Annotated in this window: 14 protein-coding genes; 11 read left to right on the top strand and 3 right to left on the bottom strand. The window is 42.1% G+C overall.

Going from position 1 to position 14,231, the window contains the following annotated elements:
• The first annotated feature begins 131 nt into the window (after positions 1 to 131).
• The 11 genes from EAE91_RS06065 (at position 132) to EAE91_RS06015 (ending at position 9,458) form a co-directional block, all read left to right on the top strand.
• Positions 132 to 1,304 carry a phage tail sheath protein gene (locus tag EAE91_RS06065; protein ID WP_214087694.1) on the top strand — a complete coding sequence of 391 codons (1,173 nt, stop codon included), beginning with the start codon at positions 132 to 134 and terminating at the stop codon, positions 1,302 to 1,304.
• A gap of 10 nt (positions 1,305 to 1,314) precedes the next feature.
• Positions 1,315 to 1,830 carry a phage major tail tube protein gene (locus EAE91_RS06060; protein WP_105396541.1) on the top strand — a complete coding sequence of 172 codons (516 nt, stop codon included), beginning with the start codon at positions 1,315 to 1,317 and terminating at the stop codon, positions 1,828 to 1,830.
• Between the two features lie 26 nt (positions 1,831 to 1,856).
• Positions 1,857 to 2,174, top strand: coding sequence for a phage tail assembly protein (locus EAE91_RS06055; protein WP_036782409.1), 318 nt, complete (start codon positions 1,857 to 1,859; stop codon positions 2,172 to 2,174).
• Positions 2,175 to 2,188: 14 nt separating this feature from the next.
• Positions 2,189 to 2,308 (top strand): GpE family phage tail protein, encoded by a 120-nt coding sequence (locus tag EAE91_RS06050; protein ID WP_011144425.1) that lies wholly within the window; start codon positions 2,189 to 2,191, stop codon positions 2,306 to 2,308.
• Positions 2,301 to 5,000, top strand: a complete 2,700-nt coding sequence (locus tag EAE91_RS06045; protein WP_244868692.1) for a phage tail tape measure protein — start codon at positions 2,301 to 2,303, stop codon at positions 4,998 to 5,000. The genes EAE91_RS06050 and EAE91_RS06045 overlap by 8 nt, the downstream gene beginning before the upstream one ends.
• A gap of 2 nt (positions 5,001 to 5,002) precedes the next feature.
• Positions 5,003 to 5,467, top strand: coding sequence for a phage tail protein (locus tag EAE91_RS06040; protein WP_214087692.1), 465 nt, complete (start codon positions 5,003 to 5,005; stop codon positions 5,465 to 5,467).
• Positions 5,464 to 6,546: a phage late control D family protein gene (locus EAE91_RS06035; RefSeq protein ID WP_214087691.1), complete on the top strand. Its 1,083-nt coding sequence runs from the start codon at positions 5,464 to 5,466 to the stop codon at positions 6,544 to 6,546. Before EAE91_RS06040 ends, EAE91_RS06035 begins: the two co-directional genes overlap by 4 nt.
• A gap of 76 nt (positions 6,547 to 6,622) precedes the next feature.
• Positions 6,623 to 6,844 carry an ogr/Delta-like zinc finger family protein gene (locus EAE91_RS06030; RefSeq protein WP_214087690.1) on the top strand — a complete coding sequence of 74 codons (222 nt, stop codon included), beginning with the start codon at positions 6,623 to 6,625 and terminating at the stop codon, positions 6,842 to 6,844.
• Between the two features lie 204 nt (positions 6,845 to 7,048).
• Positions 7,049 to 8,155, top strand: a complete 1,107-nt coding sequence (asd, locus tag EAE91_RS06025) for an aspartate-semialdehyde dehydrogenase (RefSeq protein WP_214087740.1) — start codon at positions 7,049 to 7,051, stop codon at positions 8,153 to 8,155.
• 564 nt (positions 8,156 to 8,719) lie between these two features.
• Entirely contained in the window at positions 8,720 to 9,031 is a 312-nt protein-coding gene (locus tag EAE91_RS06020) for a hypothetical protein (protein ID WP_214087689.1), read from the top strand.
• A 103-nt stretch (positions 9,032 to 9,134) separates the two neighbouring features.
• Complete coding sequence (locus tag EAE91_RS06015; protein ID WP_214087688.1) at positions 9,135 to 9,458, top strand: hypothetical protein; 324 nt, start codon at positions 9,135 to 9,137, stop codon at positions 9,456 to 9,458.
• Between the two features lie 122 nt (positions 9,459 to 9,580).
• On the opposite strand, the gene gyrB is transcribed toward EAE91_RS06015, so the two are convergent.
• The 3 genes from gyrB to dnaN are packed head-to-tail and all read right to left on the bottom strand — an operon-like array spanning position 9,581 to position 14,228.
• Positions 9,581 to 11,995: a DNA topoisomerase (ATP-hydrolyzing) subunit B gene (gyrB, locus tag EAE91_RS06010; RefSeq protein ID WP_214087687.1), complete on the bottom strand. Its 2,415-nt coding sequence runs from the start codon at positions 11,993 to 11,995 to the stop codon at positions 9,581 to 9,583.
• Positions 11,996 to 12,014: 19 nt separating this feature from the next.
• Entirely contained in the window at positions 12,015 to 13,106 is a 1,092-nt protein-coding gene (recF, locus tag EAE91_RS06005) for a DNA replication/repair protein RecF (protein WP_214087686.1), read from the bottom strand.
• Between the two features lie 21 nt (positions 13,107 to 13,127).
• Positions 13,128 to 14,228, bottom strand: a complete 1,101-nt coding sequence (gene dnaN / locus EAE91_RS06000; RefSeq protein WP_214087685.1) for a DNA polymerase III subunit beta — start codon at positions 14,226 to 14,228, stop codon at positions 13,128 to 13,130.
• Positions 14,229 to 14,231 lie beyond the last annotated feature (3 nt).

Raw genomic sequence — 14,231 nt, 5'->3', positions numbered from 1 at the left:
AATTAAATTATTAGAAAAAATAATAAATTAAGCAACCTGATTTGTATCATCTCTCACACATTTCTCATCGAATGATTTAATAATTCGGATACTTCAACATAGCGGAACACCTTAACAGGAGAACCGCTAATATGGCACAAGATTATCATCACGGCGTCCGTGTACAGGAAATTAACGAAGGCACACGTACCATCACCACAGTTAGTACCGCTATTGTTGGTATGGTGTGTACTGGTCCTGAAGCAGACGAAAAAACTTTTCCATTAAATACTCCGGTCTTGATTACTGATGTTTCACTCGCCATTGGCAAAGCTGGTAAAACCGGTACATTGCCTCAGGCACTCAAAGCTATCTCAGACCAGTCTAAACCCGTTACTGTTGTTGTCCGTGTAGCACAAGGTGAAACGGAAGAGCAAACTACCAGCAACATCATTGGTACTACAACTAATGAAGGTAAGAAAACCGGTATACAGGCACTGTTGGCAGCACAAAGCCAGCTAGGTGTGAAGCCACGTATTCTGGGCGTTCCTGGGTTGGATACGAAGGCTGTTGCTGTTGAGTTGGCGAGTATCGCGCAGAAACTGAGAGCAATGGCTTATATCAGCGCCTATGGTAGTAAGACTATCTCAGAAGTTATCGAATATCGCAAAAACTTCAGTCAACGAGAGCTGATGTTGATTTGGCCTGATTTCCTGAGTTGGGATACTGTTTCTAATAAAGACACTATCGCCTACGCTACTGCTCGTGCACTGGGTTTACGTGCAAAAATTGATGAAGAAACAGGTTGGCATAAAACACTGTCCAACATCGGTGTCAATGGTGTGACCGGCCTTTCAGCAGACGTCTTCTGGGATCTTCAAGATCCAGCAACTGATGCTGGTTTGTTAAACCAAAATGGTATCACGACACTTATCCGTAAAAATGGCTTCCGTTTCTGGGGTTCCCGTACCTGCGCTGATGACCCATTGTTCCAGTTCGAAAGTTACACTCGTACTGCTCAAGTATTAGCTGACACTATGGCAGAAGCACATATGTGGGCAATCGATAAGCCACTAACTCCTTCACTGGTACGAGACATTATCGAAGGTATCAATGCTAAGTTCCGTGAACTGAAATCTGGGGGCTACATTATTGACGGTCAGTGTTGGTATGACGAAAACGCCAATGATAAAGACACCTTGAAAGCGGGCAAATTGACCCTCGATTACGACTATACACCTGTACCACCACTGGAAAACATGATGTTACGCCAGCGTATTACAGATCGTTACCTGATGGATTTCGCGAAAAGCATAAACGGCTAAGGGGACACAGATGGCATTACCTCGCAAACTTAAATTCCTGAACTTGTTTAATGATGGCAATAGTTATCAGGGAATAGTGGAAGAACTTACTCTGCCTAAGCTGAGTCGTAAACTGGAAACCTATCGTGGCGCTGGTATGAACGGTAGCGCAACCGTGGACTTAGGCTTGGATGAAGGTGCATTGGACGTTGAATTTACTCTAGGAGGTATGGAAGCTCAACATTATCGGCAATGGGGGCTGACCAAAGCCGACGGCGTAATGTTGCGCTTTGCGGGCTCCTACCAGCGCGATGATACCAGCGATGTGATTGCTGTTGAAATCGTGATGCGTGGCCGTTTCCATGAGTTTGACCACGGTACTTATAAGCAGGGAGATAATACTCAGACCAAAATCAGCGCTAAAAATACCTATTTCAAATTGACATGGGATGGTGAAGTTCTGATCGAGGTGGATACCGTTAACATGGTTGAAGTCGTTAATGGTGAGGATCGCTTGGCAGATCACCGTCGCGCTATGGGTCTTTAATCTAATCGGATAAACAAGGTTGAACCATGACAGAAACACTAATTACTCAAAACGACGAGCAGCGCACAATCGTATTAGAAGAACCGCTTGCACGTGGTAGTAGCAACATTACTGAAGTGGTGGTGCGCAAACCGAACAGTGGCGCGCTGCGTGGTGCTCGGCTACAGGCTTTGCTGGAGATGGATGTGGACTCAATGATATTGGTTTTGCCACGCGTGACCATACCTGCGCTCACTAAAAGCGACCTGTTGTCAATGACTCCCGGCGATCTGATTAATCTCAGTGTTGAGGTGGTCAATTTTTTGTTACCGAAGTCGGCGAAGTCCGGTTTCCAGACCGACTAACCGTAGATGAATTGGTGGCAGATATTGCCACCGTTTTCCACTGGTCTCCGGCAGTGACAGATGAAATGTCACTACCGGAATTACTGGACTGGCGACATCGGGCCATCTTACGAAGTGGTGCAGAAAATGAGTAATACACAGTCACAGCTTAAATTGGTAATACAGTCCGTTAATAAGCTGACCAGCGCCTTGAAATCCGCACAGCGAAATAATAAAAGGTTGGCGGATTCTATCCGGCAAAATCGCGATGAATTCAAGCGATTAAATCAGACTTATAAAGCAATTAAACTTTATTCTGCTCCTGAATATGCGCAGGAAACTGCGCATACCAGTGACAAAAAGGAAGAAAATCGCGGTGAAGGTCGTTATAGCAAAATCAAGGAGCTTCGTGACCACGTTAGCCAATATGGCGCTAATGCGAAATCGGCAGGCGGTAAGATACTGACAACCAGTAAAAGCTTTCTGATGCCGGGTTATGATCTCAGTGCTCAAATGTCCAAAATTCAGACAAAAACCAATACTGAAAAAAATGCTCCTAAATACACCATGTTGCTCAATCAAAGTCGCGAGCTGAGTAAAAACACCGAGGAAACTGTGCATATCAGTAGCCAAAGGGAAGAAAATCGTGGTGGAAATCGTTATAGCAAAATCAAAGAGCTTCGTGATCGAGTTAGCCAATATGGCGCTAATGCGAAATCGGCAGGCGGTAAGATACTGACAACCAGTAAAAGTTTTCTGATGCCGGGTTATGATCTCAGTGCTCAAATGTCCAAAATTCAGGCACAAACCAATATTGAAAAAAATTCTCCTGAATACGCCATGTTGCTCAACCAAAGTCGTGAGTTGAGCAAAAGTACAGGGATTCCGGCCAGTCAGATTGCACAGGGACAGGGCCTGTATGCCTCCAAGGGGTATTCTCCTGACCAGATAAAGAATGTGATGCCTGGTGCGGTATTAATGTCGCAGGCAAGCGGTACAGATTTCGCCAATGTGGTTGATATTAGTACTAATGTACTGGAAGGGTTTAAATTACAATCCGAAGAGATGGGGCATGTTAGTGATGTTTTGACGGCAACGCTTATTGGTTCAAAAACAACGTTGGCGGGATTGGGTGACACCATGAAATCTGTCGCTCCAGCGGCCACTTCTTTGGGGATTGATATTGAAACCGTTGCGGCTGCTACAAGAAAGCTAAGTGATGCCAATATTAAGGGAAGTGAAGCTGGAGAGGCTTTGAGTAATGTGCTAAGCCGATTGGCTGAACCGCCTAGAGCTGCTGTTGCCGCATTGAAACAACTAGATATTAAAACTCGTGATGCTAAAGGTAATTTACGGCAATTACCTGATATTCTCGTTGAACTAGATGATAAAACCCGTTCAATGAGCGGTAAACAACGTACAAGTTATTTCACAGCAATTGGTGGTGAAAATGCTGCTCCTGCTTTGGATGTATTGGTAAATCAGGCAGGGCAGGGGGGATTGCAGACGTTTATCGCTGAACTGAAAAATGTTCAAGGTGAATCCCAAAAAGTTACCTCTGTAGTGAGGAATAATCTCACTGGTGATATCCAAAAACTCAATGCTGCTTGGAGTAATCTAGGCGTTCAGATGTTTTCTGGCGTAGAAGGTCCTGCAAGAGAAGTCACTCAGCAAGTAACCAATGTAGTCAATAAAGTCAGTGAGTGGATGGAAGCCAATCCACGTTTGGCTGCAACGCTTGCGACTATTACGATGGTAGTCGGAGGCATGTTAACTGTGTTTGGCGCATTGGCACAGGCGATCGCTTCGATATTGCTTCCATTAGCTGTAGCGAAATATAGTCTTACTTTCTTTGGTAGTACTGGTGTGAGAGCGCTCGGATTAGTCGGGAATGCTCTGAAAATGTTGGGTAGCACTATGATGATTGTCGGTCGTTTAATGATGGCTAACCCAATCCTCGCCGTTATTGGTGTCATTGCGATGGCTGCTGTTTATATTTGGCAAAACTGGGAAACATTGGGGCCGAGATTTTCTCAGCTTTGGGAAAATATTAAAATTAACCTCATTGAGAAATGGGAATCCATTAAACAGAGTGTTCTGCAAACTTGGGAAAATATTAAAACTAGTATCAGTAATGCTTGGGAATTAGTTAAACAGAATACATTGGATATCTGGGAGAATATTAAAATATCGATCTCGGATAAATGGAATGAAATTATTACTGACGTAATGAATCTACCCAGTAAATTTAAAGAGGTTGGCACAGCGATAATTAACAGTTTATTGGAGGGGATTAATGAAAAATGGGAAGCCCTGAAACAGAAACTGACTTCATTGTCTGAATATCTCCCTGACTGGATGCGGTCAAAGGAAGATATTTCAAAAGATGCCAGTAATAATGTGAGTCCTAATGTTAATTCGGTTCTGCCCAAACATGACAAAGGGGGCATTATTCCGGCTGGTCGATTTGGTATTGTTGGTGAATATGGACCAGAGATTGTCACTGGCCCTGTTAATGTTATTAGCCGACGACAGACTGCTAAACTTGCTGCCGCTGCGGCATTTTCTTTAAGCGTAATGGCACCTTCTACCGCAGCCAGAACAGCACCGTTGCATGTTCAGAGTTTACCGGTTCATGCTTATCCGCAGATTCAGGAAAAGAAAGCGGACAAACGTCAGGTGATAGAGTACCGCAGTGAATCTCCGGTCTATCATATAAATATCTATGGTGCGCCGGATCAGTCTGTGCAGGATATTGCAGCAGCGGTTAGGCGTGAATTGGATGATCGGGAACGTAGACAGCAGGCTCGTTTACGTAGTTCATTCTCTGATAGAGGAGAATTCTAATTATGATGGCTGCACTGGGTTTATTTGTTTTTATGTTGAAAACCACACCATACCAGAGTATGCAATATAATCAGTCGTGGCGACATGCTTTTAATAGCCGTATCGGGGTGCGGCCTGCCTGGCAATTTCTGGGGCCGGACAACGACACAATGACACTTTCCGGTTCGTTATATCCAGAAATTACTGGTGGTCGTTTATCATTGACGGTACTACAAGTGATGGCTGATAGCGGTAAGGCTTGGTCCTTTATCGATGGCAGCGGCACGGTTTACGGTATGTTTGTCATTCAGAGTATCGACCAGACAAAAACTGAATTTATGTCGAATGGTTCTGCCCGCAAAATTGATTTCACGTTAACATTGAAGCGAGTGGATAGTTCTCTAATTGAAATGTTCGGTGATCTTCAGGAGCAGTTCTCTATGCTTACAGACAATTTGTCAGATAGAGTTAGAGAGGTATTGTCATGACGTCTGAATTTGGCAAAGGGACCGAAAAAGGCAGTGCACCTTCATTTCTTTTGGAAATTGATAATAAAGATATCAGTGGGCGCATTCAATCGCGCCTGATGTCACTAACAATGACAGATAATCGTGGCTTTGAAGCCGACCAACTTGATATTGAACTGGATGATGCCGATGGAAGTTTGGTGCTACCTTCCAGAGGTAATGTGATTTCATTGGCGTTGGGATGGCGTGATCAGCCACTGATCAGTAAAGGGCGTTTTACTGTGGATGAAATTGGCTACAGTGGAGCACCGGACAAATTAACGATTCGTGCCCGTAGTGCTGATTTCCGTGAATCTCTCAATATGAGACGTGAAGAGTCTTATCATAAGAAAACGATAGGTGATATTGTCCATACTATAGCTGCTAGAAATAACCTTAGCGCCGATTTGCATCAAGATATTGCGAAGATATTGATTAGCCATATTGATCAGACGAATGAGTCAGATGGTAGTTTTCTTACCCGCTTGGCAAGGCAGGAAGGGGCAATTGCTTCAGTAAAAAATGGCAAGTTGATATTTATCCGGCAAGGACAGAATAAAACAGCTAGTGGTGCGGTTATTCCTGCATTAGTGATTACACGTCGGTCAGGTGACAATCATAATTTTACCCTGTCTGATCGTGAGGCTTATACCGGTGTGGTAGCCAACTGGTTGGACGTCCGTAAACCAGAGAAAAAACATACTGTAACCGTTGAACGAAAAAATAAGGGAAATACTGATAAATTAAAATCTTATTTGATCGGTAGCAAAGGTAACGTATTGGAGCTTTCTCGTACTTATGCTGATGAGGCTAGTGCTAAACGTGCAGCTAAGGTTGCCTGGGAAAAAATGCAACGTGGGGCAGCGACGTTTTCGATTCAACTGGCTCAGGGGCGTGCAGATCTCTACCCTGAAATACCCATTAAGGTTACCGGCTTTAAACCAGAAATAGATGCTGCCGAATGGACATTAACGACGGTTACTCACACAGTGAATGGATCTGGTGGTTTTACAACAGCACTGACTCTGGAATTAAAAATTGATGATCTCGATATGAAATAATTGTTCTTTAAGTGAGATCTCATTGCTATATTGTTCACATTATGAGAGTTCATGTTTTAGTTAAGGGTAAGAAAATATGATCAAGTGTCCTCTTTGTGGTAAAGCGGCTCATGCACGCAGCAGCTTTGAGCATTCCAGTCATACAAAAGAACGTTATAATCAATGTCAAAACATCAATTGTGGTGCAACTTTCGTCAGCCATGAAACGTTTGTCCGCTTTATTTCCAAACCTGGTGAAGTAATAAGTGTTAAGCCGCATCCCAAAGAAAAAACTAAAACTCCATTGAATGTGACTTGAAAATTAAAAGTTAATTGTAAATATTTGCCACCAACAGGTGGCTTTTTACTCGGATGCCAGATTCGTTATATATCTTGCTGCTAGCTATGTTGCTAAATATCTTGTGAATTAATTAATAAATTCACTTGCGTCCTTGGTCATATTTTGTCAGCTTTGGTGTAATCAGAATCACTGATCAACACTCACCAAAGTAGGACAATAATGATGAAAAATGTGGGCTTTATCGGCTGGCGCGGGATGGTCGGCTCAGTATTAATGCAGCGTATGATTGAAGAGCGGGATTTTGATGTTATTCGTCCGGTATTCTTCACGACATCACAACACGGACAGCCAGCACCTGATTTTACTGGTCAGCAAGGTACGTTACAGAATGCTTTCGATATCGAAGCGCTTGGTGCTTTGGATATTATTATTAGCTGTCAGGGTGGAGATTATACTAATGAGATTTATCCAAAGTTAAGAGCGACAGGTTGGCAGGGATATTGGATTGATGCGGCGTCAGCGCTGCGTATGAATGATGATTCCATCATTATTCTTGATCCAGTTAACCATACGCATATTCAGCAAGGTCTTGATAAAGGCATAAAAACTTTTGTTGGTGGTAATTGTACCGTTAGCCTAATGTTGATGTCTTTGGGGGGATTATTTGCTAATGATTTGGTTGAATGGGCTTCTGTTGCAACTTATCAGGCAGCTTCTGGTGCGGGCGCTCGTCATATGCGGGAATTGCTGGTTCAGATGGGATCTTTGCATACTCAGGTAGCAACAGAGCTGCAAGAGCCGGCATCGGCTATTCTGGATATTGAAAGAAAAGTAACGGATTTCATCCGTAGCGGTGCTATGTCAACTGAGCAATTTGGCGTACCGTTGGCAGGTAGTTTGATTCCGTGGATTGATAAACAGCTTGATAATGGCCAAAGCCGTGAGGAGTGGAAAGGTCAGGCAGAAACCAACAAGATCCTCAATACCGGTAATAACATCATTACTGTGGATGGTTTGTGTGTACGTATCGGGGCGCTGCGTTGCCATAGTCAGGCATTTACTCTGAAATTGAAAAAAGATATTTCGATTCCTGATATTGAGCAATTACTGGCTGCGCATAATGACTGGGTTCGTGTTATTCCAAATGATCGCGAATTAAGTATGCGCGAATTAACCCCGGCAGCCGTAACGGGAACGTTGAATACTCCTGTGGGGCGTTTACGTAAGCTGAATATGGGACCAGAGTATTTATCTGCTTTTACTGTAGGTGACCAATTGTTGTGGGGAGCAGCAGAGCCTCTGCGTCGTATGCTACGTATCTTGATTTAATAATTTTAATCTATCTATTTATATGAAAATCCACTCGTTATTCGAGTGGATTGCTCTATATATCTCTGTTCATTGTTTCTTTGTTGGTTTATTTTTGTTATATTATATAAAGTATTTTAATTATTTTTATCTAAATATACAGTAAATCGTTTTTATGGAGATAGTGGTTGATGGTATTGCTCTTCGGAGTGTTTATAAGACAACAGGAGAAGAGAAATAATATGAGTCAGGAGTTAATTATATCTGCCCAATCATCTAATATGGATTTTGTATTATATTTTTTATTTATGATGCTTTTTTCTATATTTTTTTATTTTTTAAAAAATACACAGAAAGTAAAAAAAGCATTTCTATATTTATACTTAATATTTTGTTTTTGTTTTCTTTTTGTACAGATCAATTAATTATATCTAAATTTAGTTATTCCTTGATTCCACCATTTATATTTTTGAATTTAAATGATGAGGTAATAAGAGTAAGTGCGGTGATATTTTCAATTTTAATCATGATAATGTTCCCAAGGAAGTTTAAATGTTGACGATAAATTATTGGTGAAAAAGAATAATGGATTATGCCGAAATTATTATTTCTACTAAATCATCATGGCTGGATATATTATACTATTATGTTTTATCTCTTGTTATATTGTTTTTTCTATTTATTCTTAAGATAATAATAGAAGAAAAAAATAACAATCTTATGGTTATTTTTGGTGTTATCTTGGTTCTTATATTATATAGTGCTCAATTAACTTTAACAGGATATGAGTACAATATACCCAATTTTATTAATTTTAAAATCGAAAGTATAAAGATTGGTGGTTTTATATTTTCCTTATTGTATATTATTTTAATGCCAAGAAGATATTCTATATGATTTTTTCAAAGATATAATAAAATGTCAAAATTAATTTATTTACTGAACTAATTGTTGATAACGCTACAGCTCTGAGTATTTATCAGCTAGAAAGGGAAAAATAATGATGGACTATATAGATGTTATAATTTCCACTCAATCTACTTGGCAGGATATTTTACTGTACTATTTTTTGTCTTTGGTAATATTATTTTTACTTTTTATTATTAAAGTTATTATAGAGAAAAGAGGGAGTTATATTCTCTCTGTTTTTTCATTCTTTATAATAATCATGTTTGGAACTGCTCAATTATTCATTGTTAAATATGATGGTTATCATGAAATTATATCAATGTTTATTAATTTAAATAGTGAGGTAATTAGAGTAGGTAGTGTGATATTTTCTATTTTATATGCTTGCATGTTACCAAGAAAATATAAAAATTAGTTTTAAGTTATATTTTGTAAAATCATAAAATAAATTACACTTTATCTATTGGAAATAACAGATAAAAAAAGCGCTCATAAAGAATCAATATGAGCGCTTTTTTAAATTGATAATAATATCAATTAGATATCAATGTTGGCTGCTTTCAGGGCATTCTCTTCAATAAATGCTCGACGAGGTTCAACAGCATCACCCATTAGAGTTGTAAACAGTTGGTCAGTTGCAATGGCATCTTTTACTGTCACACGCATCATACGGCGAGTTTCCGGGTTCATGGTCGTTTCCCATAACTGTTCAGGGTTCATTTCTCCCAAACCTTTATAACGCTGTATAGACAACCCACGACGTGACTCTTTAGTCAACCAGTTTAGCGCTTGTTCAAAACTGCTAACCGGTTGGCGACGTTCACCACGTTCGATATAGGCACTTTCTTCGATCAGATTGCGAAGTTTATCGCTTAATTGAGTAATACGATGATATTCGCCGCCGTGGATAAAATCGAAGTCCAATAGATAATCAGTATCAACTCCGTGTGTACGGACACACAGAACCGGTTCGTACATTTGGCGCTCACGATTTTCATGGAGGCGATAACTGTAGCTGCTGCCGTTTTGTTCACTGTCATTCAGACGAGTGACCAGCATTTCAATCCATTCTTCAACTTTCGCCTTATCAGACAATGCTTCTTCGGTCAGCTTCGGATGATAAATTAGGCTATTCAATAAACTTAGCGGATACAGACGTTCCATGCGTTTAATGATTTTTTGAACGCCATTAAATTCAGTCACCAGTTTTTCCAGTGGTTCACCTTTTAAGGCTGGCGCATGCTCATTGGTGTAAAGTGAAGCGCCATCTAATGCAATGGATAGCTGGTACTCATCCATTGCTTCATCATCTTTAATGTATTGTTCTTGTTTGCCTTTTTTGACTTTATACAACGGTGGTTGAGCAATAAACACATGACCACGTTCAATGATTTCTGGCATTTGACGATAGAAGAAAGTCAGCAATAAAGTACGAATATGAGAACCATCGACGTCCGCATCCGTCATGATAATAATGCTGTGATAACGCAGTTTATCTGGGTTATATTCGTCACGGCCAATACCGCAGCCTAATGCGGTAATCAGGGTTGCCACTTCCTGGGAAGAGAGCATTTTATCGAAACGCGCTTTTTCGACGTTCAGGATTTTGCCTTTTAGCGGCAAAATTGCCTGATTTTTGCGGTTACGGCCCTGTTTTGCCGAGCCACCCGCAGAGTCCCCTTCCACTAAGTAGAGTTCAGAGAGTGCCGGATCACGTTCCTGGCAATCAGCCAATTTGCCTGGCAGGCCAGCTAAATCCAGTGCTCCTTTACGACGTGTCATTTCACGTGCTTTGCGGGCTGCTTCACGAGCGCGAGCAGCATCAATAATTTTACTGACGACAGTTTTAGCGTCGTTTGGATTTTCCAGTAGGTATTCCACCAGCTTCTCATTCATCAACGTTTCAACCGCAGTTTTCACTTCGGAAGAGACGAGTTTATCTTTAGTCTGAGAAGAGAATTTTGGATCAGGCACTTTAACGGAAATAACGGCAACTAAACCTTCACGAGCATCATCACCGGTGGCGCTGACTTTGGATTTCTTATTGTACCCTTCTTTATCCATGTAACTATTAAGGGTACGTGTCATCGCAGTACGGAAGCCAACTAAGTGAGTTCCCCCATCGCGTTGTGGGATATTATTGGTAAAGCAGTAAATATTTTCTTGGAAGCCATCGTTCCATTGCATTGAAATTTCAACGCCGATGCCATCTTTTTCGGTAGAGAAATAGAAAACATTTGGATGAATGGGTGTTTTGTTTTTATTTAGGAACTCAACAAACGCTTTAATTCCACCCTCATAATGGAAGTGGTCTTCTATATTAGTGCGCTTATCAATGAGGCGAATAGATACACCGGAATTTAAGAAGGATAGTTCACGCAGGCGTTTAGCCAGAATGTCATGTTGGAATTCTGTGTTATTACGGAAAGTATCCATGCTCGGCCAGAAGCGGACACGGGTACCTGTCTGTTCAGTTTCTCCAACGACTTTCAGTGGGCTTTGTGGCACACCAAGGTGATAAGTCTGTTCATGAACTTTGCCGTCACGGCGGATAACTAATTCCAGCTTTTCAGACAAGGCGTTAACAACAGAAACCCCTACGCCGTGCAAACCGCCGGAGACTTTATAAGAGTTATCATCGAATTTACCCCCCGCATGCAGCACGGTCATAATAACTTCGGCTGCTGAAACACCTTCTTCTTCGTGTATACCGGTAGGAATACCGCGGCCATCATCCTGTACGGAGACAGAGTTATCAGCATGGATAGTGACGATAACTTCGCTACAGTGGCCAGCGAGGGCTTCGTCGATAGCGTTGTCGACAACCTCGAAGACCATGTGGTGTAAGCCGGTACCATCGTCTGTATCACCGATATACATGCCCGGACGTTTACGCACCGCATCCAGCCCTTTTAATACCTTGATACTTGAGGAGTCATATGTATTCGACATCAACGTTTCTCGCTCATTTTTAATCCTGTGGTTGAACCTCTATTTTGCCATTTTCCACGCGAAACATCTTGCTATTTCCATCAAGCATGTCTGTTATTTGGTCGGGATTTATCGCACTGACAAATACCTGAGCTTGCGTGGATTTTAGACGTGCGGCCAGCAATTGACGGCGGCCGGTATCCAGTTCGGAGGCAAAATCATCAAGCAGATACAGACATTGTTGTCCGCTCTGTCGGGTGAAATATTCACCCTGTGCTAGCCGCAGTGCGCACATCAGTAACTTTAATTGACCGCGGGATAGCATATCTTCTACAGGCGTTCCTTCTGCACGAATGCGCAGATCTGCCTTATGTGGGCCGGAAGCTGTATAGGTTAACGTTCTGTCACGCTCAAATTGGCGCTCCAGTAATTCAGCATAATCACTCTCTTTGTCCCATCCCTGTTGAAAAGAGAAACTTAATGTAAATTCAGGTAAGAATTGCTTACAGGTATCTGTAATATCCTGAGTGATGTTTGTAACATATTCACCACGCCACTGATTTATTTGGTTAGCGAGTGGTGTCAATTCTTGATCCCAAGGCCGTATCTGGCTATAACGGGTAACTTGTCGTAGTGCGGCGTTGCGTTGTTTGAGTAGCCGTTTTAAGTTTACCCATGCAGAAAAAAAGCGTGGCTCATTGTGAAAGCAGCCCCAGTCAATAAAGGCCCGTCGATACTTTGGCCCGCCATTTAACAGGGTAAAACCTTCTGGGGTAATAAGCTGCATAGGTAACATCTTGGCCAGCTCGGCAATTTTGCAACCATCCTTGCCATCAATTCTGACTTTACTGTCGCCATTACGGTTTTTACTCAGACCGATAGATTGTTCCCGCTCACTCTCCGGTTGCCCTAGCCGCCCATGCAGAACGAATTCATCACAGTCATGGCGGATAATCCGTCCTGTCTGAATGCTACGAAAAGCGCGTCCGTGACCCAGCGTATAAATTGCTTCCAATACGCTGGTTTTGCCGCTGCCATTAGATCCAACCAGAAAATTAAATCCGGTAGCTAGAGGCAAATCAGCGGCGGCGATATTACGAAAATCGCGAATAAGTAAACGCGTGAGAGTCATATACCTGAAATATAAATCCGGTTACAGGCGCATTGGCATCACGACATAAGCCGCATTGTGGCTGGCACAGTCTTCTATCTGAACACTGGAAATAGCATCCGTCAGCAATAAACGAACCTCTTCACATCTTAATGTATTGAGAACATCTAACACGTAACTAACATTAAAGCCTATTTCCATTTCAGCACCTTGGTAGCTGACATCGACAATCTCTTCGGCTTCTTCCTGTTCAGGGTTATTTGCTGTGATTTTTAACTGGTTTTTACTGAAATAGAGGCGAACTCCGCGGAACTTTTCATTAGAGAGAATTGCCGCGCGTGAAAAAGCCTGTTTCAGCATATCGCAATTAGCTTCCAGGGTTTTATCCGGGTTCTTTGGCAATACGCGACGATAATCAGGGAAACGCCCATCCACCAATTTAGAGGTGAAAATAAAGTCGCCAACGTGGGCACGAATATTGTTACTGCCGATTTGTAACTGTAGCAGAGTATCGCCGCCATCCAGCAATCTCATGAGTTCAATCACGCCTTTACGTGGCACGATAACCGAATGAGAAGGCAGCTTTTGACCAATTCCCATAGAACAGACAGCCAGACGGTGACCATCGGTTGCAACTGTACGTAGCTCTTCTGCTTCGGTTTCAAACAACATACCGTTGAGGTAATAGCGAACATCCTGGTGAGCCATTGAGAACTGAGTTGATTCAATAAGGCGCTTCAATGTGGCTTGTGGCAGTGAAAACTCTACCTCACTTTGCCAGTCATCAAGATTTGGAAAATCAGACGCGGGCAATGTGGAGAGCGAAAAACGGCTGCGACCAGAACGCACCAATAGGCGGTCACCATCCAGCTCTACACTGATTTCGGCCCCGTCTGGCAAACCTCGCCAGATATCAAGGAATTTACGTGCCGGTACCGTGGTTGCACCTTCTTCGTGTGGCAATGAAAGCGCGACTCTTGCCATCATTTCCATTTCTAAATCTGTGCCGGTCAGCAACAGGGAGCCTTCTGTAACTTGTAGTAATAAATTACCAAGAATAGGCAGAGTAGGGCGTCCACTCAGCGGGCTACTGACCTGTTGCAGTGGTTTTAACAATTGCTCACGTTCAATGATAAATTTCATAGC

It is taken from the genome of Photorhabdus noenieputensis (genome assembly GCF_018448935.1).
GTDB classification, from domain to species: domain Bacteria; phylum Pseudomonadota; class Gammaproteobacteria; order Enterobacterales; family Enterobacteriaceae; genus Photorhabdus; species Photorhabdus noenieputensis.
The sequence above is the reverse complement of the archived record's forward strand: the minus strand, read 5'-3'. Positions and strand labels throughout refer to the sequence as shown.

What these genes read in the sequence shown, in the direction of transcription:
- EAE91_RS06065 (WP_214087694.1), top strand. Translation starts at nt 132, where the DNA reads ATGGCACAAGATTATCATCACGGCGTCCGTGTACAGGAAATTAACGAA.
- EAE91_RS06060 (WP_105396541.1), top strand. Translation starts at nt 1,315, where the DNA reads ATGGCATTACCTCGCAAACTTAAATTCCTGAACTTGTTTAATGATGGC.
- EAE91_RS06055 (WP_036782409.1), top strand. Translation starts at nt 1,857, where the DNA reads ATGACAGAAACACTAATTACTCAAAACGACGAGCAGCGCACAATCGTA.
- EAE91_RS06045 (WP_244868692.1), top strand. Translation starts at nt 2,301, where the DNA reads ATGAGTAATACACAGTCACAGCTTAAATTGGTAATACAGTCCGTTAAT.
- EAE91_RS06040 (WP_214087692.1), top strand. Translation starts at nt 5,003, where the DNA reads ATGATGGCTGCACTGGGTTTATTTGTTTTTATGTTGAAAACCACACCA.
- EAE91_RS06035 (WP_214087691.1), top strand. Translation starts at nt 5,464, where the DNA reads ATGACGTCTGAATTTGGCAAAGGGACCGAAAAAGGCAGTGCACCTTCA.
- EAE91_RS06030 (WP_214087690.1), top strand. Translation starts at nt 6,623, where the DNA reads ATGATCAAGTGTCCTCTTTGTGGTAAAGCGGCTCATGCACGCAGCAGC.
- asd (WP_214087740.1), top strand. Translation starts at nt 7,049, where the DNA reads ATGAAAAATGTGGGCTTTATCGGCTGGCGCGGGATGGTCGGCTCAGTA.
- EAE91_RS06020 (WP_214087689.1), top strand. Translation starts at nt 8,720, where the DNA reads ATGGATTATGCCGAAATTATTATTTCTACTAAATCATCATGGCTGGAT.
- EAE91_RS06015 (WP_214087688.1), top strand. Translation starts at nt 9,135, where the DNA reads ATGATGGACTATATAGATGTTATAATTTCCACTCAATCTACTTGGCAG.
- gyrB (WP_214087687.1), bottom strand. Translation starts at nt 11,995, where the DNA reads ATGTCGAATACATATGACTCCTCAAGTATCAAGGTATTAAAAGGGCTG.
- recF (WP_214087686.1), bottom strand. Translation starts at nt 13,106, where the DNA reads ATGACTCTCACGCGTTTACTTATTCGCGATTTTCGTAATATCGCCGCC.
- dnaN (WP_214087685.1), bottom strand. Translation starts at nt 14,228, where the DNA reads ATGAAATTTATCATTGAACGTGAGCAATTGTTAAAACCACTGCAACAG.